This window comes from Companilactobacillus mishanensis (assembly GCF_003946505.1).
GTDB classification, from domain to species: Bacteria; Bacillota; Bacilli; order Lactobacillales; family Lactobacillaceae; genus Companilactobacillus; species Companilactobacillus mishanensis.
In genome coordinates this window covers 1-23,620 of the sequence record NZ_RHON01000006.1, presented here as the reverse complement: position 1 = coordinate 23,620, position 23,620 = coordinate 1, and the positions used below count along the sequence as shown (strand labels likewise).

Genomic DNA, 23,620 nt, shown 5'->3' with positions numbered 1-23,620 from the left:
ATTTAAATATCTTGTTTATTTAATTACTAAAGTAGCTCGAATTAAACCAAAACGATTTTCTTGTCGAGTACTTGTTGTGCTTCTGTCATTAGTTTTTCAACGATTTCTGAAGCATGTAATGATTCATTGATCATACCTGCAACTTGTCCACTGAAGACAAGTCCTTTTTCAACATCATCGTTGTGAACAGCGTTCTTCAAACCTTCATCCATAACTGAGTTGAATTCGTCACGTGAAACTTGGTCCATTTCAAGGTCAACCAAGTGTGTAGCCATGTCATTCTTGATAATACGACTAGCATCTTTGATTGTTGAACCAGCAACGATTGTTGATGTATCTGTAGCACCAATAACTAAGTTTCTCCAGTTGTCTCCAACAGGACTCTCTTTAGAAATTGAGAAGATAGTACCACATTGAACACCTTTACATCCGGCAACAAAGGCATTTACAACACCTCTACCGTCAGCAATACCACCTGAAGCAACAACTGGAATTGAAACTGCATCGGCAACTTGTGGCCATAGTACTTGTGATGTCAAGACACCGATGTGTCCTCCACCTTCCATACCTTCAGCAATAACAGCATCAGCACCAAGTGCTTCCATCTTCTTAGCAATTTTAACGTTAGGAATAACTGGAATAACTTTAATACCAGCGTCTTTCAAATCTTTCATATATGGTTTAGGTGTACCTGCACCTGTTGTAACGATAGGAACATGTTCTTCAATAATTACTTTAACAATGTCAGGTGTATTCTTTGCCATAAGCATTAAGTTAACACCAAAGTTCTTGTCTGTAAGTGTCTTAGCTTTCTTGATTTCTGCTCTAACTTGATCTGCTGTTTTACCACCAGCTGCAATGATTCCAAGACCACCACCATTTGATACTGAAGCTGCGAGTTCAGCAATAGCTAATTCTTGCATGGCTCCTTGGATAACTGGATATTTTGTTCCTAAAACTTCACATAATTCGTTCATTATATAAATCCTCCTAAAATTTTAATAACAATTTGATAAAACTCGTTTTCCTGCTCGTCGTATAAATAATACTTATAGTAGAAAAACTTAACTATCTTGGTTGGAGCATTAAAGAATACATCTTTAAGAATCGTAAGAATTCTTCAACCCGCCTAGGCAATAAAATGAATTCCTGAGTCAAAATTTTGTTATCAGCATATTTTTGTAATCGCTTAACATACTAATATATCTTGCTTCAGTCAATTCGTATTTCTCGAGCGCTCCTAAGACTTATAATACAAGCTAATGCCCATTTATCAAATTTCCGTCCAATATTGTCCAATTTAATGACTCCTGAAAGCACTGGTGTGATAGCGTTTTCAAAAATTAGCTATTTGCATTTTCTTGTCATACTTTGTGAAAAAAAGTTATTACTTTTTTGTTGAAATGCGATAATGTAGGCGGTTACATAGTGTATAACATATTTTCATACCCGATATGACAAATGGTAAACGTCATATAGCTCTATGTAAGCCACCAGTTACAGTGATACCCATAAATTAGCTTTTTACAAAATATTGTTTAAGTCTATTCTTGATAACTTGTAGTTATCCTCATGACAATTTTTAGATCAATAATTATTGAAATCAGTTATCACATGATAAATTATTCACTTGTTTATACAAATAAAAAAGGAACAGCCTCAGCTACTCCCCTTTCCTATTTAGTGTTCAGATTATGTGATTCTCTATAGACTCGTCTCTTATAACGTTCATGTCCTTCAGCCCAAAAGGCTAAAGTGACTGCAACCGCAACGATTGCCATTATGACATCTTTCCAACCAACCGGATTAGTTAAAAGTAGACCAACAATCGATATTGTGACAATCAGTGGGAATATGCCACCGATCCAAAAATTTTTAGTATTCGAAAAAACGAACAACTCGAGCATATATAGAATAAAGCCAATAATTATCAACCACAAAACTAGCATTTAGAAATCCCGCTTCCTATTAACGATGTTTCAATTCTATCTGAAATTTGGTCGAAAAAAAAAAGAGTCGAGATTCGCTCTCGACTCATAAATCATATTAAACTACGATTCTTTCTGCTCACTATCAATATGGCGAACAGAATATGCAAGGTACATTACGAGACCGATAACTAACCAGCCTGCATAATTCAGCCAAGCATTTAATGGGAGGTTAAATAGGAGGAACGCACAAACTATCATTGAAAGAATTGGAATCACATATCCAAATGGAACTTTAAATGGTCGATTTAAATCCGGACGTTGTCTTCTGAGTAAGATAACCATCAACGAAATTAAGAAGAAGACCAACAGTGACCCAACATTTGCGAAAATAGCTAGATTTTTTATATCCAGAAGTCCGGCACAGACTGCTGCGATAATTCCAATAAGCCAAAGTGCCTTGTTGGGGCTACCAGTTTTGTCATTTATTGTAGCTAATTTTTTAGGGAGAAATCCACCACGACTCATCGACATCGTAATATTGGCAGAAGCGTAAATGAACGCTAATACAACGGCGATGATACCCAATATGGCTCCGGCGGAAATAATTTGAGCTACAACATTATGACCTTTCGAAAGTAATACGAACGACATTGCTTCGGGAACATTTAGTTGATCATATTTCATAACACCTGTCATGACTAAACTAACGACAATATAAAGTGCAGTCGCAACCAGTAACGAAATTATGATCGCACGTGGTAATGTTTTTTGAACATCTTTTACTTCTTCAGCTGAGGTCGCTAAAGCATCAAATCCCAGAAAGGCAAAGAACACTGTTGATGCTCCGGCAAATACTCCTTTGACACCATATGGCAGAAATGGTGAGTAGTTTGTTTTGTCAATATCAGCGAACCCAACTACCACGAATAATACAATAATGGCTATTTTGACTAGTACTAAGAAGTTGTTGAGCTTCTTACTTTCACTCGTACCTCTTGTCAAAATAAATGTAACTAAAAGAATCATGATAACTGCGGGTAAATTGATTATTCCTCCATTAAATGGCGAAGTTAGCCAAGCTGTCGGAATATCCACCCCAAACTCATGCATAAACGATCTGACGTACCCCGACCAACCATTGGCGACGGTAGCGGTCGTTGTAATATACACACCCAGAAGGGTCCAGCCAGCAAAGAATCCAACCGTCTGTCCGACCGATGCCCACGCGTAGACATAGGCACTTCCAGAATTAGGAATACTTGTGGTCAATTCGGCATAACACAATCCAATCAAGCCACTGGCGACGGCAGCGATCAAGAATGAATGGATAACGCCGGGACCAGCATCAGTAGCAGCAACGATACCTGTTAAAACTAGAATTCCGGTACCAATGATAGCCCCTATTCCTAATATGGAAAGGTCGAATAACCCTAAGGTTTTTTTACGGTTTTCTTTATTTGCATTAGCTAAAAGTAAATCAATATCTATCCGGTTGTTCATGAGTAAACTGGGTCGTTACCTACAGCAAATGGTGAATATTTCATATTAAGGCTTTCGGCAACAGCTTTTTCTGTTAATTCGCCAGCATGAGTATTGATACCTGTTAGAATGGTATTATTTTTTGCAGCTTCAGTTAATCCCTTATTAGCAATTTGTGTTGCATAAGGAATTGTTGCACTTGAAAGTGCTTCTGTAGCTGTCTTTGGAACAGCACCAGGGATATTTGCAACTGTGTAATGAATAACATCATGTGACAAGTAAACTGGATCATCATGAGTTGTTGCTTTAACACTAGTTTCGAAAATTCCACCTTGATCGATCGGAATATCAACTACAACTGATCCTGGTTCCATACTTGCAATCATTTCTTCAGTAACAAGTTTTGGAGCAGCAGCACCTGGGATCAACACGGCACCGATAACCAAGTCTGATTTCTTAACGCAAGTAGCAATGTTATGTGGATTTGAGATCAAAGTATTGATCTTACCATCAAACAAGTTTTCTACTTCTGCTAATCTTTGTGCATTAATATCAAGAATAGTTACGTTAGCACCTAATCCAATAGCAATTTTCGCTGCATTGAATCCTACAGTTCCGGCACCAATAACTGTAACTTCACCTCGTTTAACGCCTGGCACACCTGCAAGTAATAGCCCTTTTCCGCCATTAATCTCTTCCAAGAAATGTGCACCAACTTGTACTGACATACGGCCTGCGATTTCACTCATTGGAACTAATAGAGGCAACCCACCACGAGGTCCTACCATTGTTTCATAACCAATTGATGTTGTCTTGGCTTTTAGCAATGCATCCGTCAATTTCTTGTCAGCAGCTAAATGTAGATATGTGTAAATGATTAAATCTTCACGGAAATATTTATATTCCAGTTCAAGGGGTTCTTTAACTTTTATGACCATGTCACATGCCCAAGCATCTTCAGCTGTGCCTAGAACTGCGCCCATGTCTTGATATTGTGAATCACTATAACCTGAGCCAACACCTGCATTGGTCTCAACAATCACACGATGTCCTGCACCAACCAAATTAGCAACGCCAGCTGGTGTAATCCCGACACGTTCTTCGTGGTTCTTGATTTCCTTAGGTATACCGATTTTCATGATGGAGCCTCCTTAAGATTGTAATCGCTTTCTTTGTTGCAGGTTCAGTATAGCAAGATTTTGTATGTTTCACAATAAGAAAAATAATTCTATTATTATATTTTTCACTATTATTCCTTTTATATCAATATTTTTATAAATAACTGTTGGTACACTAACAATGACAATATTTTATAAGTTTCACAAAGTATAAATATTATTTTATAAAATTTTAAATTAAAGTATACCAATTCATTTTTTTACAAAATTCCACCCTTTAAAGTAACAAAACTGTATAATAGGAATAATGATTTTTTGTTAATCGGAGGGTTCTCATGGACGAAAGTAAAAAAATGACCAAGAAGACTTTGAACAAAGGTTTCTTCTTGGCACTAACTGCCTCTATTACTTGGGGTGTTTCTGGAGCAGTTCAACAAATTGTTGCCAAGGATGCTGCCATCCCTGCAATGTGGTTTGTTGGTATTAGAACTTTGATTGCTGGTATCATTCTACTAGCCGTCGCCTTATTCGTAGTACCTAAGAAAGAGTTCTTTTCAATTTTTAAATCTTGGAAAGACACACTTATCTTATTGGCATTTTCTATTTTTGGATTGTGGGCTAATATGTACACTTTCTTTTATGCAATAAAGCTGGGGAACTCTTCTACAGCAACCATTCTGCAATACTTGTCGCCACTATTCATCATGCTAGCCTCAGTTCTTTTCTTCCATAAAAAGGTTTTGAGAATTGATGTTATTTCTTTCTCATTAGCATTGATCGGTGTTGTTTTACTAATTACAAGAGGTGACTTCGGTCACTTAGCTATCCCAATGTCAGCTGTCATTTGGGGTATTGGAACAGGTATCACGGCTGCACTTTATATTGTTATTCCACAACAACTTATTTCTAAACACAGTGGTATTCTCGTTACCGGTTGGGGAATGTTGTTTGCTGGTATATTCTCAACTTTCTTCAGACCATTTTGGGTAAATCCACCCCATGTTTCTGGAAAAGGACTTATGGGAATCGCTGCAGTTATTCTATTAAGTAACGTTATCGCCTTCTTACTTATGGTTTTGAGTACAAAATATACAACTGCTGCTACTATCAGTATCACGGATGCTGTGCAACCATTCACCACACTCATTTTGAGCGTATTATTCTTAGCATATGCGGTAAACCTAGTTGAAATAATTGGTGGTATTATTGTCGTGGTAGCTGTTTACCTATTAAATAGGTATGATGCGAATACTAAATGATAAAGGAGCTAATACTTTTATATGAAAATATTTGCTTACGGAATTCGTGACGACGAAGAGCCATCATTGAGAAACTGGAAGAAAGCAAATCCTGATGTCGAAGTTGACCATACTGATCAAACTTTGACTCCTGCTACAGCCAAATTGGCTGCTGGTTCAGACGGAATTGTTACTTTACAAACAACTCCATACGATCGTGAATCATTACAAATATTAAATGACGAAGGCATCAAGAATATCTCGATTAGAAATGTCGGTTATGATAATTTTAACTTTGACGATCTAGCAGATTTTGACATGAAATTGACAAATGTTCCTGTATATTCACCAAACGCAATTGCAGAACATGTTGTACTGATGATCGGCAGACTGTTGAGACGCATTCCCGAAGTCGACGTCAAATTCGATAATGGAGACTTTACCTGGGCCCCAACAGTAGGAAAAGAATATCGTGAACAAACTGTTGGTGTCATTGGAACAGGACACATTGGCCGAGTTGCAATTCAAATGTTGCAAGGTATGGGTTCAAAAGTCATAGCCTATGATGTTTTCCATAATGAAGATATCGAGAAACAAGGGTTATACGTAGATTCACTTGAAGAACTATACAAAGAAGCCGACGTGATCACATTGCATGTGCCGTTAACTTCAGATAACGCTTATATGATAGATGAAAAAGCTATTTCTCAAATGAAAGATGGAGTCTATATCATCAATTGTGCGCGTGGTGAATTGATCAGCACTGATGCATTGATAGCCGGTTTAGACAGTGGCAAAATTGCTGGGGCTGGGCTTGATGTTTTAGATCACGAAAACAATGTTTTCGGACAAAAATGGGGAAGCATTGATAACTTGCCAGATCCTAAAATTAAGAATTTAGCTGAACGTATTAACGTTATCATGACTCCTCACAATGCATTTTATACTGAGACGGCCATTCGTAATATGATTGAGATTTCATTTAATTCCAACAAGGATTTGATTGAAGGAAAGATTCCGGATACTTTGGTTTATAGCAAGAAGTAGGGGTTCCGATTCCTTGTCGATTCCGGAATTAAAACGATTTTGCGGGCTGTGACGTAGTGGACGTCACTTTGAACTAATTGCAAAATACGCAATCATTTCAAAGCTGAGTCTTCTTCTAACCGTGCTTCGCACGCCAAGAAGAATCTCACTACTTAGCCCAAATCGTTTTTATTCCTACATCTAGATAGCAGCGTAAATACATCGGAGATATTGAAAGTATCCGTAATTGGGGAGTATATGTACGCTGTTCACTTATATAATTCAAAAGTTCAAAGCCAAGATTTGTTGGTTTTGGACTTTTTTTATTTTCGAAATTTTATTTCATATTTCAATTTATTGATTATTATCATAAATCCGCTTATGCTGAGATTGCTTCACAAATTTAGTTAATGGAGGACGGATTTTATGGTTGAAAAGTACAAAGCTGATATTGTTCCACTAAATGAAGACAAGATTGGTAAGAAACCGCACGGTACTGCTTCTTTTGAAGTAAGTGGTAATGATTTGATCATCAACATCGAAATGAATGACACTCCTGAAAACACACAGCATTGGGAACATTTCCACGGTTTTACCGATGGTAAAGAGGCTCAAATTTCGACATCTGCACAAGATGCTAACGGTGATTGATACGTTGATCTTCCTGAAACTGAACCAGTATCCGGAACAACAATGGTTCCTTTCAACGATTCACCTGAAGAAATGAACATCCCCAATGATGAGTATCCGGTATCAGATGCAAATGGACATTTTGAATATAAAAAAGTAGTTCCACTAGATGCATTACAAGCTAAATTCAAAGAAGCCTTTGGAGATACAAATTTGAATTTGGACAAACGAGTAATTTATATCCACGGAGTTCCAGATTCACTAGAATTACCTTCAACAGTCGGTGGTGCAGTCGGAGAATACGATGCCCACGTAACCCTGCCAATTGCAGTAGGTAAAATCGTTAAAGCTTAAAAAACAATCCATTTTAAATCAAAAAAATAGCCTTCAAAATTGTCATTGAAAACCAATTTTGAAGGCTATTATAGTATTAAAAATTCATTTAGCTAATCTAGATGTAGGAAGAAAAACGATTTGGGCCAAGTGGTGAAATTAGCGTTAGTGTACGAAGTACACTTAGGCTAAGGCCCGACTTTGAGATTATTGCGGTTTCGGCAATGAGCTCAAAGCGATGCCCACCCCGCTTCCTTGATTGTTCGTTGGCGTAGCCAACACTTGAAATGGTTGCGCATGCGCCAAAGGCGACATATGTTCCTTAAAGCGGATCGTTTTTCTTCCGAAATCGGCAGTGAACCAAACAGCTTACATAGTAGCAAACTTCTCTTTAATAGTATCGGCTGAATTCTTCAGCTTAGCTTCTTCTTCATCTGTCAATTCAATCTCGTTAACATACTCGATACCGTTTTTCCCAACAACTGAAGGTTGGCCCAAATAAGTATCGTACTTCTCATTGTATGAAGAAACAGGACATTCAAGCTGTGCATCCGAGATAACAGCTTGGGCTAACTTAATGGCGCAGGTTGCAATACCAAAACTAGTATAACCTTTACCAGAAAATACTGCCCAGCCCCCCATTCTAATTTCTTCTTCCAAAGCATCGTAATCAAATTTCTTTCCGTTAGCTTTGGCATATTCCATTAGTGGATGACCATTTACTTTAACTGTTGACCAGGCTACGAATTGTGATGATCCATGCTCACCCATTACGTAACCCGTGACATTTTTATAGTTAGTATCGAATTGCTCAGCAACAACCCTTTGCATACGTGCTGTATCCAAAAATGTTCCTGTAGCCATACATTGAGCAGTTGTAAAACCGGCCTCTCTTTGTAGGTAATGTGCAATTGCATCGCAAGGATTCATTGTATCGACCAAAACTCCCTTGAATCCAGAAGCAGCAATCTTTGGTGCAATATCTTTAACGATATCTCTGGTATATTCGAATTCTGCCCAACGATTTCCATCATTGTGTTGCAAAGATCCAATATTTCCAGCCGTTACGAATAAAACATCTGCATTTGCTAATTCCGAGTAATCCTGAACTTTGATTTTGGTCGTTGTATCAAGTCTAGCTTGGCAATCTTCCAAATCCAGTTGTTCAGCGACTGCTTTTTTCTCGTTTGAATCGATCAAAACTAATTCATCCGCGATTCCCTTTGTTACTAATGTATATGCAACTGTTACACCAACGTGACCTACTCCGATGATTCCAAATTTTCTCATTATTATTACCCCATTTAAATTATTCTACTTGTTGTACCCAACCTTCAGGAGCTTCGACTGTACCGAATTGGATGCCAGTTAATGTGTCATACAATTTCTTAGTTACAGGTCCAACTTCTTTTTCACTGTAGAATACATGAAGGTCCCCATCATGTTCCAAACCACCAATTGGTGAAATTACAGCAGCTGTACCACAGGCACCTGCTTCAGAAAATTGGTCAAGATCGTGAACATCGATTTTTTCTTCAGATACTCCAAGGTCAAGGTTATGTTCAGCCAAATATAATAGAGAGTATTTTGTGATACTTGGTAAAATTGAAGGTGATTTTGGTGTCTTGAAGACGTTGTCTTTTGTGATACCAAAGAAGTTAGCTGAACCAACTTCTTCTATATAACGGTGTTCAACTGGGTCGAGGTAAACACAGTCAGCATATCCGTTTTCGTGAGCATTTTCTCCAGGAAGTAAACTGGCAGCATAGTTACCACCAACTTTAGCTTGGCCAGTACCTTTATGAGCAGCACGGTCATATTGTGATGTTGTAAAGTTGACTGGTGTTAGACCACCCTTGAAGTAATTGCCAACTGGCATTGCGAAAATAGTGAAAATATATTCAGGTGCTGCGTGAACGCCGATTACGCCACCAGTACCGATAATCAATGGTCTGAGATACATTGTTGCTCCGTTTCCATATGGTGGAACAAAGTCTGAGTTTGCTTTAACTACTTGTTTGACAGCATCCACAAATTTGTCTTCTGGGAATACTGGCATCAATAGTCTTTCACAAGAATTTCTGAGTCTGGCAGCGTTTCTGTCAGGTCTGAACAATTGAATGTGATTGTCTGGTGTACGGTAAGCTTTCATACCTTCGAAAGCTGCTTGGCCGTAATGCAATACTGGAGAAGCTTCACTAATATGAAGTGTTGCGTCTTCTGTTAGTCCAGCGTCTTGCCATTTACCATCCTTCCAATGGGCTGTGAAACGATAAGGTAAGTCCATATATTCAAATCCAAGATTATTCCAATCTAATTTTGATGCATCTGCTTTTGCCATGTGATTATCTCCTCTTACACTATATAATTTCACTCATTCTAAAAAACAAAAAAAGCGGCCATGTTGAAATAAATCAACTTGGCCACTTTACTAGTCACCTTCTCGTGTCAAATAACATCGTTCTGGAGAGGTAATTGAAAAGCCCAAGTTGATCAACAAAATAATGACGACAATAATAATAATTTGAATGTTGAGCATGATCGTTACCTCCTGTCAAATTTTAGTTAAATTAGAGAAATATTAGAACTAAGTTGCATTTATCGTAAAACTCAGGCTATTAGTTGTCAACGTTTTTTTATAGAAAATAATAAATTTAATTATTAGCCAGTATTATTTTCTAACTGGAAACCGCTATAATTCAGTGTTGTCGAAATATTTTTTGTTGTTTATTCGAAAACTTTCGTTCTATATATAGTCCAAATATTCCGTCATAAATTCATTAATTTTTCTAATTATTTACCGTTGACATTTAATAATTAATGCTCAATAATGCTTTCAACAAATCTTGGAGGCGGTATTTATGAAATATACAGTACTAGGTGCAGGTGCTATGGGCCTGCGATATGGAATTCTTTTACAAGAAGCAGGTTTCGATGTTGATTTCGTCGAAATTTGGGAACCACAAATTAGTAAGATCCGCGAGCAAAACGGTGTTTATGTTTCCCGCGATCACCAGAACAAACATCTAGTGCCCGTCAACATTTATACCCCTGAAGAATATACTGGCGATCCTGATGTTTGGATTGTCTTTACTAAACAAATGCAACTGGCTAAAGCTCTGGAACGCACTTCACATGCATTCAAAGATCACCAATATGCACTCAGTCCAATGAATGGTATGGGACATATCGAAAAGCTTGATCAATACTTTGATAAGTCTAAGGTTATTGGTGCAACAGCATTAATCGGTACAGTTTTGAACGGTCCTGGAGATGTAGATTTTATCGGTGCCCCAGGTGCTGGAAGTATGCACATGGCTAATCAGACAGAAAAGCCTGATGATACGACCAATCAAATTGTCAAAGACTTTCAGAAAGCTAATCTTAACCCAAGTTTGACAACTAATTTCTTGGGAACATTGATGGCAAAAGTTATCTTCAACTCCGTTGTTAACACGCTATGTACAATGTTCGAAATCCAAATGGGTGAATTTATCCAATCACCAGTAGCTGAGAAATTAGGTCGACAGTTGATCAACGAAGCATTTGACGTCTGCGAACGTGCCAATATTACCTTGCTCAACACTCGTGAAGAAGAGTGGCAGACCGTAAAAACAGTTAGTGCAGTTTCAAATCCACTACACTACCCATCGATGTATCAAGATATGTCCAAGGGCCGTAATACTGAAGTCGACTACATCAACGGCTACATCTACGATCTCGGATTGAAATATCACTATGAAGCAACAACACATGATTTCTTGAGAAACCTAGTTCATCTAGCAGAATTCTCACGTGACTTTGATCCAAAGACTCTTTTGGAAACTGTTAATGAATAAACTTGCAAATTTAGAGCATGCTGTAATTCTGCAGTATGCTCTTTTTGCGTACCGAATTTTTCCTTACAAATTGTCAAAAATGCGTTAAACTTATACCAAGTAAATTATTAAAAAAAGCTAATATATCTAATGGTATTTTAATAACAATTGAAAGAGGAATCGATATGAAAATTTATTTATACGGAATTCGTGAAGACGAAAAGGAATACTTACGACAATGGGATGCTGCCCATCCAGACGTAGAAATCGATTATACACATGAGATTTTTACCGAAGAAACAGCTGAATTAGCTGAAGGTTCAGATGGTGTCGTAATGGTCCAAACACAACCTTATTCTCGTGCAGCTCTAGAAAAACTTCACGATTTTGGCATCAGTAAAATTTCTGTTCGAAATGTTGGACTTGACGGTTTTGATTTCCAAGATCTACGTGACTTTGACTTCTCATTAACATATGTCCCCGTTTATTCTCCAAATGCTATTGCCGAACACACAACAAGCTTGATTTTGCGTTTACTTCGTCGTGTACCTGAATTTGATAAGAAATTCGCCAACGCTGACTTCAGATGGTTCCCTACAATTGGAGAAGAAATCCACGGTAAGACTGTCGGAATCATTGGTACCGGCCACATTGGATCAGTCGTAGCACGCATTATGGCAGCTTTCGGTGCGAAAGTTATTGCTTATGATATTGCACCAAATCCAGCACTCGAAAATCTTGGAATCTACGTTGATACTCTGGATGAATTGTTGGAACAATCAGATATCATTACAATTCATACTCCTTTGGCAAAAAAAGATATACATATGATTGATGCCGACGCCTTCGCTAAAATGAAAGATGGAGTTATTTTCATTAACTGTGCACGTGGTGGCTTAGTCGACACCGATGCCTTGATCAAAGCTCTGGATTCTGGCAAAGTTGGCGGTGCTGCTCTTGATGTTTTGGAAAGTGAAAATGATGTTTTCCAAAAGAAATTTGATAAAATTGAAGATGTAAAAGATCCTCAATTCCAAGCATTGATCAACCGTGACAACGTCATAATCACACCTCATACAGCCTTCTATACCACGACTGCCGTTCACAATATGATTTTCGATTCTCTAAATGACAACCAAAGAATGCTCGAAGGAAAAGCACCAAAATATCCTGTTGATATTTCTGTAGAATAATAATTATTGAAAATATTTTTCAATTCAGAGTTGACAAGTATTTTTGAAAGTCTTATGTTATTCAACAATCAATTAAAACTTATTTAACTTAATTAGACGTTGAAGAGAAGAGTAGAATCAGTCAGTAGTTATAAGCGACCGTCAGACAGTGAGAGGACGGAACGAAAAATGATTCGAACATGAGCTCTGAGTCTTGCCTAGGTGAAAGCCGAAAGCACGCAAGGATGCGATATCATCCCGGACATAATTTTGTGTCGTTGAGGTATTTTGTACAAGCAAGATACGAATTAGGGTGGTAACACGTCAAATCGTCCCTACAAGCAGACTAGTTCTGCATTGTAGGGACGATTTTTTTTTTACGAATAATTGAGTTAAATAAGTTTTATAAATCTCAGGAGGAATTTTAATATGACTATTACAAAACAAAAAATTGGATTTCAACATGTAGGAAGTTTCTTAAGACCAACTGATCTCAAACAAGCTCGTGTAGATTTTGAAGCAGGAAAAATCGATCAAGCTGCACTAACAGCAGTAGAAGATAAAGATATTCGTGAATTAGTTTCTAAAGAAAAAGCAGCTGGTCTCGATTATGTAACTGACGGTGAATTCCGCCGTGCTTACTGGCATCTTGATTTCTTCTGGGGATTCAATGGTATCGAACATAACCATCTAGGTGGAGGCTATAACTTCCACAAAACTGAAAGTCGTGATGATTCAGCAATCGTATCTGGAAAAATCAGTTTCAATCCTAACCACCCATTCTTGAAACATTTTGCTTTTCTTAAATCACTAACTGATGAAATTGGTGGAGTACTTCCAAAGCAAACAATCCCAGCACCCGGTCAACTTTATGCTGAATTAGTCCGTGGCGAAAACGAGGCTAAAACTAAAGAATTTTATCCAAACGAAGCTGACTTGATTGCTGATATTCAAAAAGCTTATCATGACGCAATTATTGCTTTATATAACGAAGGTGCCAGAACTATTCAACTTGACGACTGTTCATGGGGATTCTTCTTAGATAAAGATTATGTTGCAAGATCAACTGATCAAAATAAATACGACTCACTCGATACACCTCAAGTATTGTTGGACTTGAATAACGGTGCAATTGAAGACTTACCAGACGATTTGACCATCAATACTCATGTCTGTCGTGGTAACTTCCGTTCCGATTACATTTTCTCAGGTGGCTATGACACTGTAGCTGACTACCTATTCGCACAAGAAAATGTTGACACTTACTTCCTAGAATATGATTCTGATCGTGCTGGTGGATTCGAACCACTTGCCAAAGTATCTGGCGACAAGCGCGTTGTTCTGGGATTGGTAACTACAAAATCTCCTGAACTAGAAGATAGACAAGTTATCATCGATCGTATCAAAGAAGCCAGTCAATACTTACCTTTAGATAGACTCTGGCTATCAACACAATGCGGATTTGCTTCTACTGAAGAAGGAAATGAATTAACTGATGAACAACAATGGGCAAAGCTAAAATTAGTTAAATCAATTATCGACGAAATTTGGTAAAAAGTGATTAACTTCACATGTGAAAAGGCTTACAATATAGATGAGGGTAAATATATAAAATCTATGTTCGGAGGCGTTATTATGTGGAACCTAATTGCAAATATTTTTAATGGAATTGTTGATTATACTTTGAAGTTCGACTGGGGTATCCACGACGACAACGAAAAATAACAACTTACAATTCCGTAAGACAAATGTAAGCACAACAAATGTATAAATTTATAAAAAAACTTTAGTATATTTTTCAGGAGGTAACAAACAAATGAAAAGTCTACTAAAGTTTTTATTATTATCAGTATTGATCGTCGGGGGTGCATACTTGGGTGCCTGTGCCTATACTAAAGATAGGACGGATCAATTCTCTCAAGCACTTGGTGCATATAACATCTTGGTGAAACGTGAATCTCGTTATGTCAAAATTGACAACAGTAAGGGTCATGATGAAGATGGTTACGGCAATTATGATTACGATTTGACTAGCTACGACAAGGATGGCAATCCTCATCAGGTAAAATTCACTGGTATGGGCAAGCTTAAACAAGGTCATTTTTTGAAATTGGATACTAAAGGGGCTTATGTGTATACATACGACGAGGCGTTCAAACGAAACATCCCTTCTGCGGCTTACAATAAATTGATTGCTGAGTAGTGGTGTATGCCGCCCTTCGGTCAGGAACTGCTGGACGTGGTCGCTGCGAGCTGATCCAAAGCCAAAGTGCGGTCTTTGGATACAGCTTTAATCTAGTGACGGCCTTTGCCGTCTCAAGATTAATTCCGCAGCTCGGCCCTGCAGTTCCTTCCCTTCGGGCTAGTTTTCATCTTACTTCAAATTTATGGTATGTCTTATCCACTCTTATTTATGATGTATCTAGTTTTGTTGGTGTTAGTGTTAGCCTTTGCGTTAATGCTGGTATTATCTGTGATTTTATGGTGTTTCGTATGGCTCGCTTTTTTACTGGGTGCATATGTTTATTAATAAGTTGTAATTTATGAATCTATTCCGGTACCTTTTTCTGGGATGGTTTTTTTTGTATTCTTTATTATTCAAATTCGATTTAGATCCTAAAAAATACGTGTCTTCGACCGTATTTTCATGTTCTAGACCAATTGTGGTTTAAATTTTATTTATGCATGAATGGTGTTTAGTAAACTTTCAAATAATTAAATAATTTATTTTCTAAAAAGACTATAAAACTGTTCATATTTGCTGTAGTATATTATAGAGATTTGGAGGCGCTTACAATGACTGAAATTAAAACAGATCGGCTTTATCTGAGAAACTTCGTTCTTAGCGACTACAAGATGATGTACAAGAACTGGGCTGGTGACGATCGTGCCACTAAATATTTATCTTGGAAGACTCACCCTTCTGAAGATGCTACTCTTAAACGGGTTGCTGATATTGTTAAGTCCAACGGTAAATGCGGTATCAACAATTGGGGTATCTTTAAGTCTGATGACGATGAATTGATCGGTGAAATTTCTGCTGTAAATATTTATCCTGAAATTAAAACTATCGAGCTTGGCTATGTTCTTGGTCATGACTGGTGGGGCGAAGGTTATATGTCTGAAGCTCTTCAGGCTGTCATTCATTTTCTTTTGACAGAAAAAAGATATAACCGTGTTGAATGTCATCACGACACTAGAAACGAGGCTTCTGGTGCTGTCATGAAACATAGCGGTATGGTCTATGAAGGCACTTTGAGACAACGTGGCCGTAATAACCAAGGTATCTGCGATGAAGCTATTTACTCAGTCTTAAAAAGTGATTTGAAAGACTAATTTCAAATCCAATAAAAAAACGATTGATCTTCCACTACGGAAGGATCAATCGTTTTTTATTGTCTGCTATTATTTAGCAGCTTTTTCGTCGCGACTCTTTAAGAATTCAACAACTTTTTGTGTGTCTTTAAGACGTGATTCTGTATTTTTATTGTTAACGGGACGGCGGTGACCTGTGTAACCTTTATGTGTGTTTTGTGACATCTAAAATCCCTCCTCCCTTTCTATTTTCATATTCTTAATATCAACCATACCATTATAAATGGATTAGCCAAATTATTCAACTAGTTTTTTAGTATGTCTAAAGAAAGACGAAAATAATCAATATAATTTATTTTGTTTCTGGTAGCATTGCGGCCATTACAAGGTATAAGCATGATCCTACGATGTAGAAAATCGATGCTGCTAACCAACCGCTGCTTCCTAACAACATACTCCAAATAAAGGTGAATAGTGTATTTACAGTATAAGCGATTGCCCAGAATAATCCAAAGATAACTGTCAATTTTTGTGCAGACATATTTGGCATTTCATGTGGTAAGTTCATATAAACTGGATATTGAATGAACATGAAGAATCCTGAAATTGCTGCGAATGCATATGTGGCAAATGTGCTGATATTTGCAAAGATCAATGCTAATGCAAACATAGCAATCATCAATGTTCCTGTTGAAAGTAAAATTTTCTTCCGTTTCATATCAGTAAGTCCTAATTTCATACCTACACCTGTACCTACGATTGCAAATCCAGTAACTAATAGATTTAATAAACTACCGTCGATCTTAGGTGCATATGTCGAAATCACTGATGGAAAGCTTGTAACTGCAAGCACGTATAAGAATAAGAATCCACCAAAAGCGATGGAATATTTCCAAACGAATGAATCTCTCAAAGCTTCTTTATAACCATACTTAACTTGTTCTTCTGAGGATTCGAGATTCTTGGTTGTATCAAAATCTTCTGAAACTATTAACCACAAAATAAAGAATACAACTGTCAATGAAGCCATAATTGTTAATGTGATTTTCCAATTAGCTGCTAATTGTTGAGCAAAGAATACGAATAGTATTGAGACAACAAAGGCACCGACGTTATACGAAACAGTATTAAGAGCATTCGCAATCATTTTTTTGTCAGGTGCTACATAGTTTGCTACGACTGGGTTCATATAAACGATAACCATTGAGCCCCCAAGCGCCATAACCATTCTAGAAATTGTGAATGCCCAATAATTAGGCATCCAAACAGCGACTACAGAAAACATCAATAACACCATTGCAATTGTAATCGCACGTTTTGGTCCTGACTTGATCAGAATATAAGCCGCAAATAAGTTAGCTACCACTCTAGCTGCAGTGATTGTATAGTTAACTACCTGTTGTATAACTGGAGCGACGGGACCACCAAAGAATGTTTGGACAATTTGAGCACCCAGGTCGGAGCCTCCGACCCAGTTCATGGCAAACGTAACATATGCACACCACATGACAGCGAGCATCAATAAACCTTTAACTTTACTGTTATTACTTACTTTTAATTCTAGTGCGTCGGTTCTTTCTTCCATTGTTGTTGCCTCCCTATCTATAATTCAAAAAAAATCCGCACCCAAAAATACCCCGGGAGAAATTTAGATTAGTAGACCTCTTCTTTAGTAATTTTGAATACGGACTCATTTGTTGCATTCGTACTTTTAAATATTTAACTGTTTAAAACTTAGTCCTTTGGTGGGATAACTGTTGCTGTCCCCTCGATAGCAACGTCCCCTGCTTGGTTAGTAACGGTAGTGTCAAGGATCACCAAGTTGAATTTCTTCTTGGGAATTATCTCCTTAACTGTAACTTTTGCTGTTATAACATCGTTAAAATGAATTGGATGAGTGAATTTAAGATCTTGTCCTAAATAAATTGTTCCAGGTCCAGGTAATTTCATACCTAATACAGCTGAAATCAAGCTAGCACCTAACATTCCATGAGCAATTCTAGTCTTAAATTGAGTATGACTAGCATATTCCTCATCTGTATGAGCTGGATTATGATCGCCAGTTGTTTCGGCAAAGCCGTTAACGTCTGCTTCAGTAACTTTTTTGCTGATACTGTCAGTCATTCCTACTTTAATTTCAGATTCTTTAACATTTGCGTATTCTACAGCCATTTCCTTACACCCCAAATTTCAATTTTTTTATAAAAATTGATATACATAGTATATTATGAATTATAAATTTTGCAAAGGCTTTCATAATTATATTTTTGCAAATTAATATAATCACATGTATTTATATTTCTGTATATCGTTGTATCCGCGGCTACCTTCTCCTTTAATATAGTCATGTAAGAAAGCGTTTACCAATACTAGTTTTTAATTAAACCTATGAATTTTAGTTATAGACTTGGCAAATCCGTAATAGCTGTGTGACAAAGTTAACAATCATCTGATCATTAATACCCAAAAAAGTTTCGACTTTTATGAGTCAAAACTTTCAAATGGTTAATATTTATCTAGTAGTTTAATTACTTTTTATCAATCTGATTTCTCTAATACCAGCAATAACGACTGAAGTTTCGCCAAATATTGCTCTTCCCTTTTCATATTCGACACGTGTCAATGTATCTTTAACGTGCTCATAGAATCCTGATTCATCATTAAAAAAAGTAACATCAACTTTCAAATCCAGATGTGTCTGCAAATACTTGATCTGAGTGGCAACCTTAGCTTCCAATTCCCCATCAGCATACTTGCGTCGTTTATACATTTCAGTTTTTTCTTTGATCAAATCATTGAAACCCTCTAACGCACCAAAAGGAGCAAACTGAAAGGCTCGATCACGTTGATTCATTGGCAAATGTCGTTTTGATTGCCTATATGGCAAATCCATAATGTCGTCGTAAGATGTTGTATCATTGAATATCTTCTTCTCGATCAGCTTCTTCTCATCCATTATGCGTGATGTCCTCCAATCTGATTATTACGTTCCCTGGTAGTTGACCCTTCTTCTAAATCTGAAGCCTTCAAAATAACATTTCGATTTCCAAATCTCTTTTGTAAGTCCAAAATTGTTTCCTGGATTTTTCTATCTTGTTTCCGTTTAATCTTTGTTTTCTTATCTTGAACTATTTCTTTTTCCGGATCACTAAATAAACTGATCTGCTTAAAATTAGTTTTCTGTTCAGCCTCAACTTCATCAATCAAATGATTGGCAGTAACGGTTACTCTCCTGATCAACATTTTTTTATCTACTATTTGGTGAAACATCTCAATGAATGCTTCTTTTAATTCTCGCGATGATGAGCTTGATCCACTTAAACTAGTTGCTGTATGGGCAGGCTTTGGAGCCTGACGTCCGTAATAATCGGTAATTATCGTTCCAGAATAATTGCTGTTTACATCCAAACTTTTAATATCATAGTCAATAATTAGTCCGACACGGTCAGTTGTAACTTTTTTCTGAACTAATTCAAGCGCTAGATTATCACTCATCCCTCGAACAATTTTTAAACCATCATCATAGGAAGTAGGCTTCATCAATACCTGACTGGAATACAATCCATGGTCATCGGAACGATATTTCTTTATATCCTCGAGGGTAGCAGATTCGTGTCCCCAAGCATGATCGATCAATAATTCAGCATTCTTCCCAAATTCTTTGTATAAAATTTCTTCGTTGTTTTCATCGGATAAGCTACCTAATGAACATCGGGCAATATCACCCATAGTATTCAAGTTAAGTCGTTCTAATCGTTTCGCATAGCCGCGTCCAACTCGCCAAAAATCCGTCAAAGGTTGATGTGCCCATAATAATTTGCGGTATTGATGTTCATCCATTTGAGCAATACGAACACCATCGGAGTCGGCCGGAATGTGTTTGGCAACAATATCCATCGCAACTTTTGCCAAATATAAATTAGTACCGATTCCGGCTGTGTCAGTAATGCCAGTTTCTGACTGGATCTGCTGAATAATAGTTTTTGCCAAAGTATGCGGAGATTCGTCATGACTATTCAAATAGTCAGTCACGTCCATCAAGACTTCATCAATTGAATATACGTGGATATTCTTTGCTTCGATAAATCTCAAATAGATCCCATAAATTTCAGCACTCTTGTGCATGTAAAAATTCATTCTAGGTTTAACCACTTTGTAGCCAATTTTTAATGATGGGGAATTCAGTAAATGCTGTCGATTTATCGATGAATATTTTGTTAAACGGCGCCCTGCAACTTGATTTGCACGTGCACGATTCAGTTTTCCAACAATTTGTTCAACTTGAAAAAGTCTTGGACGCCCGGGTACACCAAATTGTTTCAAGGCTGGAGAAACTGCCAGGCAAATAGTCTTGTCTGTCCGAGAATTATCAGCAACGACAAGATTAGCATTCAACGGATCCAAATCGTGAGCAATACATTCGACTGAAGCATAAAAAGACTTCAAATCTATCGCCATATATGTACGTTGCGTATCATCCATTTCGAACAGACCTCCTTTTTTATATGACATCAAAAAAGGTGCCAGATTGCACCTTTTATAGAATACTCAGAACTTATGTTCGTTAAAACTAGTATATCATTTTACTCTATATATTGAGTCCCAATTTGTCCTAAACTTAACGATATTTTTACACTAATTTACTCAACACTCTGCTATATTTTAAATATAGCAATCACACAAATTTTTGAAAATTAGAGGGATTATTTTTGAATGCAAAACATTCACGTCTGCGAACTTTAACATTTATACTGGTGGCTTTCATGCTTGGATGCAACGAATTCATGGTTGTCGGTATCTTGTCAGATATCGCAAAAAGTTATCATGCATCACTTTCTTCAATTGGAATTCTAGTCACCGCTTTTGCTTTGGTATATGCAATAAGCACGCCGATTCTGACCACCTTAACAAGCCATTGGAATCGAAGGACCCTCTTACTTTTATTGATGGGAATATTTTTTGCCAGCAATACACTGACAGCTTTGGCACCATCACTTGGCTGGCTGTTTGCTGCTCGAATCATGACAGCATTGGTCGCCGGAACAATTATTACCATGATAAATTTGTTCGCCAGTATCGTAACTCCTTTCGATAAGCGGCCAATGGTCATGGCTTGGGTCGGAGCGGGATTCAGCATTGCTTCTGTCGTTGGTGTCCCAATCGGTTCAGCAATCGCTGCTTGGCTAAGTTGGCACGCCAGTTTTTGGATGGTATCTGGACTTACAGTTATAGTATTTGGTTTACTAGTCTGGTTGATCCCAAGTGAAAAACCAGAAGCAACCGGTAGTGTTATCGAGCAGTTGCAACTGTTAAAAGATCATAAAGTACTTATGGGTATTGGCATTACCATTGCTGTCATGGGCGTTCAATACACCTTTTACACCTATATCAGAACTATCATTACATCAGTACTCGGTTATAACATCAGTACCCTAAATTGGCTACTTTTCATGTTAGGTGTGATGAGTATTATCGGTAACCAAATTGCCGGTATGATTGCAAAAAATAATGGGTTCAAGAAACTGCCAATCGTATTTTCCTTACTGATAATCGCATGTCTGTCACTCGGTGTCGCGTTGCAAAACAAATATACCGGAATTCTAGTTTTGGCCATCTTGTGTACCCTGACGATTATCTACGGGACTACGATACAACTGGGATTTATGGATGAAGCAGCCAAAAATTATCCGCAGTCATTGGCACTCGCCACCTCGTTGATTTCAATTTTCTCTAACGTTGGTATTTCACTAGGATCATTTTCAGCATCAACTACCGTCAGATTTTTCAACCTTAATTATGTTGGTTACGTATCAGCTATTTACGCTGTGATTGCACTGTTAATTTCTCTTAAACTTCGTAAAGCAACCAGAAATGATTTCAAATAAAAAACGCACTGTAGAATTATCTTTCTACAATGCGTTATTTTTTTACTTTTCTGGAACCTCTGTACTTGTTTCTTTAACATCTTTAACTCTGAAGGCCAAGATAAAGCCAAGAATTGCAAGAACAAACGTGAAGATGAAACCGTAATGTGCACCTTGTGTAAAGGCTTGGGCAGCTGAATGACCACCATCTGCAAAGTAATTGCTTTGACCAGTACTCAACAACATTGTAGCGATACCAGTTGCAACAGCACCGATAACTTGTTGGAAAGTATTGATGATAGCTGAACCATCAGCAGATTGGAACGCATCAAGTGAGTTCAATCCATAAGTTTGTGATGGAGCCATAGCCATTGGAACACCAATCATGATAATGATATGGGCAGCAATAATGTATCCAAGTGAGCTATGTACGCCACTGAAAATAAACATTAATGCACCCACGGCAGAAAATATAAATCCTAATCTAGTTAAGATTTTTGCACCCATTTTATCGTAGGCACGTCCGGCTAAGAATGATACCAAGGCGTTAACCAAACCACCAGGTAGTAGAACTACACCAGTTAAGGCAACTGCAACGCCTAAACCATTTTGAATGTACATAGGTAACAAGTACATTGCTGAAAGTGTGATACCAAAGTCGATCATAACAAGTAGTGAACCTGTAACGAATCTTGATGTCTTCAAAACTTTGAAATCAAGTGTTGGAGTCTCAGCGTGCAATTGTTGTCTGATATAAATTACAAGGACAACCAGTCCAACAACTAAAGCAATTAGTGCTAAAGTCATATTTTTGCTTAAGAAACTAATTCCGAAAACAATCAATCCGAAGCTGACAGTTGATAAACAGATTGCCAACCAGTCAACTTTTGGTTTAGTAACTTCGAATACGTTTGTAAGATTCTTTTCCATAAAAGCCAAAGCAATCAATAGGAAAATAATGAATGACCAGAAAATCCATCTCCATGAAAGTACGCCTAGAATAATTCCAGCAAGTGTAGGTCCAATGGCAGGTGCAAACATGATTACCAATGCTGCAACACCAAGTGCTGCACCAAGTTTGTTAGGTGGGAAAATTCTCATAGCAATTGAGAACATTAGTGGCAGGACGATTCCGGTTCCGATACCTTGAATCATACGACCAGCAAGTAGGACAGGAAAATCAGGTGCTAATGCAGCTACAATTGATCCAATGATGAAAATTATTAACGCAGATCTAACCAATCCCCTAGTTGAAAAGTGTTTCGTTAATAAACTCGAAAGTGGCAAGACGATGGCGATAACTAACATATATCCAGTAACTAACCATTGAACTGTACCAGTTTCAATTGAAAAAGCCTTCATGATTGATGGCAATGCAATGTTCAGTGATGTTTCACTTAACATTCCGACAAATCCACCAATCAAAACACCCATCATAGCTAGAAATGGGTGTTCTAATTTTGTATTTATTTCATTTTTTGTGGTAGTGCTCATAAAATACCTCCGTTTTTGTGGCAACGGTAGATTAATATACCAGAGTTTTGGTTTTCTCGTAAGGATTATTTTTATTTAAACGTTTTCAGAGATAGATTCCGGTTCCGGAAGGAAACAGATTTTTTAGACATGTGGTCTTAGGTCAAGGCCCATGTCTTTTTTTCTATTCAAAATATGAACGATTTTGGGCACACTTAAATAA

20 protein-coding genes and 1 pseudogene are annotated in these 23,620 nt (G+C 37.4%); 9 read left to right on the top strand and 12 right to left on the bottom strand.

Annotated elements, in window-relative coordinates; translation table 11 throughout:
* Positions 1 to 41: 41 nt before the first annotated feature.
* The 4 genes from EKM63_RS07895 to ald form a co-directional block, all read right to left on the bottom strand.
* On the bottom strand, positions 42 to 977 hold the full coding sequence (locus EKM63_RS07895) for a nitronate monooxygenase (protein ID WP_125705424.1): 936 nt from the start codon (positions 975 to 977) through the stop codon (positions 42 to 44).
* A gap of 699 nt (positions 978 to 1,676) precedes the next feature.
* Positions 1,677 to 1,949 (bottom strand): hypothetical protein, encoded by a 273-nt coding sequence (locus EKM63_RS07890; RefSeq protein ID WP_125705422.1) that lies wholly within the window; start codon positions 1,947 to 1,949, stop codon positions 1,677 to 1,679.
* 102 nt (positions 1,950 to 2,051) lie between these two features.
* Positions 2,052 to 3,431 (bottom strand): APC family permease, encoded by a 1,380-nt coding sequence (locus tag EKM63_RS07885; protein WP_125705420.1) that lies wholly within the window; start codon positions 3,429 to 3,431, stop codon positions 2,052 to 2,054.
* Positions 3,428 to 4,549 (bottom strand): alanine dehydrogenase, encoded by a 1,122-nt coding sequence (ald, locus tag EKM63_RS07880; RefSeq protein WP_125705418.1) that lies wholly within the window; start codon positions 4,547 to 4,549, stop codon positions 3,428 to 3,430. Before ald ends, EKM63_RS07885 begins: the two co-directional genes overlap by 4 nt.
* A gap of 314 nt (positions 4,550 to 4,863) precedes the next feature.
* On the opposite strand from ald, the gene EKM63_RS07875 reads away from it, so the two are divergent.
* The 3 genes and pseudogenes from EKM63_RS07875 to EKM63_RS07865 all read left to right on the top strand — a co-directional run bounded on the left by EKM63_RS07875 (position 4,864) and on the right by EKM63_RS07865 (position 7,776).
* Positions 4,864 to 5,787, top strand: coding sequence for a DMT family transporter (locus EKM63_RS07875; RefSeq protein WP_125705416.1), 924 nt, complete (start codon positions 4,864 to 4,866; stop codon positions 5,785 to 5,787).
* 21 nt (positions 5,788 to 5,808) lie between these two features.
* The gene (locus tag EKM63_RS07870) at positions 5,809 to 6,813 is read left to right on the top strand and encodes a D-2-hydroxyacid dehydrogenase (RefSeq protein WP_125705413.1); all 1,005 of its coding nucleotides are present in this window, start codon (positions 5,809 to 5,811) and stop codon (positions 6,811 to 6,813) included.
* A 405-nt stretch (positions 6,814 to 7,218) separates the two neighbouring features.
* A pseudogene (locus EKM63_RS07865) lies at positions 7,219 to 7,776 on the top strand (hypothetical protein).
* Between the two features lie 348 nt (positions 7,777 to 8,124).
* On the opposite strand, the gene EKM63_RS07860 reads toward EKM63_RS07865, so the two are convergent.
* Positions 8,125 to 9,045, bottom strand: a complete 921-nt coding sequence (locus EKM63_RS07860; RefSeq protein WP_125705411.1) for an L-lactate dehydrogenase — start codon at positions 9,043 to 9,045, stop codon at positions 8,125 to 8,127.
* A gap of 19 nt (positions 9,046 to 9,064) precedes the next feature.
* Complete coding sequence (locus EKM63_RS07855; protein WP_125705409.1) at positions 9,065 to 10,096, bottom strand: branched-chain amino acid aminotransferase; 1,032 nt, start codon at positions 10,094 to 10,096, stop codon at positions 9,065 to 9,067.
* A gap of 520 nt (positions 10,097 to 10,616) precedes the next feature.
* Here EKM63_RS07855 and EKM63_RS07850 point away from each other — a divergent pair.
* From EKM63_RS07850 to EKM63_RS07830, 5 genes are all read left to right on the top strand, one after another.
* Positions 10,617 to 11,594, top strand: coding sequence for a ketopantoate reductase family protein (locus EKM63_RS07850; protein ID WP_125705407.1), 978 nt, complete (start codon positions 10,617 to 10,619; stop codon positions 11,592 to 11,594).
* A gap of 164 nt (positions 11,595 to 11,758) precedes the next feature.
* On the top strand, positions 11,759 to 12,766 hold the full coding sequence (locus EKM63_RS07845; protein WP_125705406.1) for a D-2-hydroxyacid dehydrogenase: 1,008 nt from the start codon (positions 11,759 to 11,761) through the stop codon (positions 12,764 to 12,766).
* Between the two features lie 408 nt (positions 12,767 to 13,174).
* Positions 13,175 to 14,299, top strand: a complete 1,125-nt coding sequence (locus EKM63_RS07840; RefSeq protein ID WP_125705404.1) for a 5-methyltetrahydropteroyltriglutamate--homocysteine S-methyltransferase — start codon at positions 13,175 to 13,177, stop codon at positions 14,297 to 14,299.
* 262 nt (positions 14,300 to 14,561) lie between these two features.
* Positions 14,562 to 14,948, top strand: a complete 387-nt coding sequence (locus EKM63_RS07835; protein ID WP_125705402.1) for a YxeA family protein — start codon at positions 14,562 to 14,564, stop codon at positions 14,946 to 14,948.
* 593 nt (positions 14,949 to 15,541) lie between these two features.
* Positions 15,542 to 16,081 carry a GNAT family N-acetyltransferase gene (locus EKM63_RS07830; protein ID WP_125705400.1) on the top strand — a complete coding sequence of 180 codons (540 nt, stop codon included), beginning with the start codon at positions 15,542 to 15,544 and terminating at the stop codon, positions 16,079 to 16,081.
* Positions 16,082 to 16,150: 69 nt separating this feature from the next.
* On the opposite strand, the gene EKM63_RS11550 is transcribed toward EKM63_RS07830, so the two are convergent.
* From EKM63_RS11550 to EKM63_RS07810, 5 genes are all read right to left on the bottom strand, one after another.
* Positions 16,151 to 16,285: a hypothetical protein gene (locus EKM63_RS11550; RefSeq protein WP_263852860.1), complete on the bottom strand. Its 135-nt coding sequence runs from the start codon at positions 16,283 to 16,285 to the stop codon at positions 16,151 to 16,153.
* A 127-nt stretch (positions 16,286 to 16,412) separates the two neighbouring features.
* Positions 16,413 to 17,645, bottom strand: a complete 1,233-nt coding sequence (locus EKM63_RS07825) for an MFS transporter (protein WP_125705398.1) — start codon at positions 17,643 to 17,645, stop codon at positions 16,413 to 16,415.
* Positions 17,646 to 17,794: 149 nt separating this feature from the next.
* Positions 17,795 to 18,232 carry a MaoC family dehydratase gene (locus tag EKM63_RS07820; protein ID WP_125705396.1) on the bottom strand — a complete coding sequence of 146 codons (438 nt, stop codon included), beginning with the start codon at positions 18,230 to 18,232 and terminating at the stop codon, positions 17,795 to 17,797.
* A gap of 352 nt (positions 18,233 to 18,584) precedes the next feature.
* Entirely contained in the window at positions 18,585 to 19,016 is a 432-nt protein-coding gene (locus EKM63_RS07815) for a hypothetical protein (protein ID WP_125705394.1), read from the bottom strand.
* Positions 19,016 to 20,542: a Y-family DNA polymerase gene (locus tag EKM63_RS07810; protein WP_125705392.1), complete on the bottom strand. Its 1,527-nt coding sequence runs from the start codon at positions 20,540 to 20,542 to the stop codon at positions 19,016 to 19,018. The genes EKM63_RS07815 and EKM63_RS07810 overlap by 1 nt, the downstream gene beginning before the upstream one ends.
* 227 nt (positions 20,543 to 20,769) lie before the next feature.
* On the opposite strand from EKM63_RS07810, the gene EKM63_RS07805 reads away from it, so the two are divergent.
* Positions 20,770 to 21,945: an MFS transporter gene (locus tag EKM63_RS07805; RefSeq protein ID WP_225418278.1), complete on the top strand. Its 1,176-nt coding sequence runs from the start codon at positions 20,770 to 20,772 to the stop codon at positions 21,943 to 21,945.
* Positions 21,946 to 21,987: 42 nt separating this feature from the next.
* On the opposite strand, the gene EKM63_RS07800 is transcribed toward EKM63_RS07805, so the two are convergent.
* Positions 21,988 to 23,418 (bottom strand): DHA2 family efflux MFS transporter permease subunit, encoded by a 1,431-nt coding sequence (locus tag EKM63_RS07800; protein ID WP_125705390.1) that lies wholly within the window; start codon positions 23,416 to 23,418, stop codon positions 21,988 to 21,990.
* Between the last annotated feature and the right edge of the window lie 202 nt (positions 23,419 to 23,620).

Bases quoted from the DNA above. Each gene is read 5' to 3' on its own strand.
- EKM63_RS07895 (WP_125705424.1), bottom strand. From the start codon at position 977: ATGAACGAATTATGTGAAGTTTTAGGAACAAAATATCCAGTTATCCAA.
- EKM63_RS07890 (WP_125705422.1), bottom strand. From the start codon at position 1,949: ATGCTAGTTTTGTGGTTGATAATTATTGGCTTTATTCTATATATGCTC.
- EKM63_RS07885 (WP_125705420.1), bottom strand. From the start codon at position 3,431: ATGAACAACCGGATAGATATTGATTTACTTTTAGCTAATGCAAATAAA.
- ald (WP_125705418.1), bottom strand. From the start codon at position 4,549: ATGAAAATCGGTATACCTAAGGAAATCAAGAACCACGAAGAACGTGTC.
- EKM63_RS07875 (WP_125705416.1), top strand. From the start codon at position 4,864: ATGGACGAAAGTAAAAAAATGACCAAGAAGACTTTGAACAAAGGTTTC.
- EKM63_RS07870 (WP_125705413.1), top strand. From the start codon at position 5,809: ATGAAAATATTTGCTTACGGAATTCGTGACGACGAAGAGCCATCATTG.
- EKM63_RS07860 (WP_125705411.1), bottom strand. From the start codon at position 9,045: ATGAGAAAATTTGGAATCATCGGAGTAGGTCACGTTGGTGTAACAGTT.
- EKM63_RS07855 (WP_125705409.1), bottom strand. From the start codon at position 10,096: ATGGCAAAAGCAGATGCATCAAAATTAGATTGGAATAATCTTGGATTT.
- EKM63_RS07850 (WP_125705407.1), top strand. From the start codon at position 10,617: ATGAAATATACAGTACTAGGTGCAGGTGCTATGGGCCTGCGATATGGA.
- EKM63_RS07845 (WP_125705406.1), top strand. From the start codon at position 11,759: ATGAAAATTTATTTATACGGAATTCGTGAAGACGAAAAGGAATACTTA.
- EKM63_RS07840 (WP_125705404.1), top strand. From the start codon at position 13,175: ATGACTATTACAAAACAAAAAATTGGATTTCAACATGTAGGAAGTTTC.
- EKM63_RS07835 (WP_125705402.1), top strand. From the start codon at position 14,562: ATGAAAAGTCTACTAAAGTTTTTATTATTATCAGTATTGATCGTCGGG.
- EKM63_RS07830 (WP_125705400.1), top strand. From the start codon at position 15,542: ATGACTGAAATTAAAACAGATCGGCTTTATCTGAGAAACTTCGTTCTT.
- EKM63_RS11550 (WP_263852860.1), bottom strand. From the start codon at position 16,285: ATGTCACAAAACACACATAAAGGTTACACAGGTCACCGCCGTCCCGTT.
- EKM63_RS07825 (WP_125705398.1), bottom strand. From the start codon at position 17,645: ATGGAAGAAAGAACCGACGCACTAGAATTAAAAGTAAGTAATAACAGT.
- EKM63_RS07820 (WP_125705396.1), bottom strand. From the start codon at position 18,232: ATGGCTGTAGAATACGCAAATGTTAAAGAATCTGAAATTAAAGTAGGA.
- EKM63_RS07815 (WP_125705394.1), bottom strand. From the start codon at position 19,016: ATGGATGAGAAGAAGCTGATCGAGAAGAAGATATTCAATGATACAACA.
- EKM63_RS07810 (WP_125705392.1), bottom strand. From the start codon at position 20,542: ATGGATGATACGCAACGTACATATATGGCGATAGATTTGAAGTCTTTT.
- EKM63_RS07800 (WP_125705390.1), bottom strand. From the start codon at position 23,418: ATGAGCACTACCACAAAAAATGAAATAAATACAAAATTAGAACACCCA.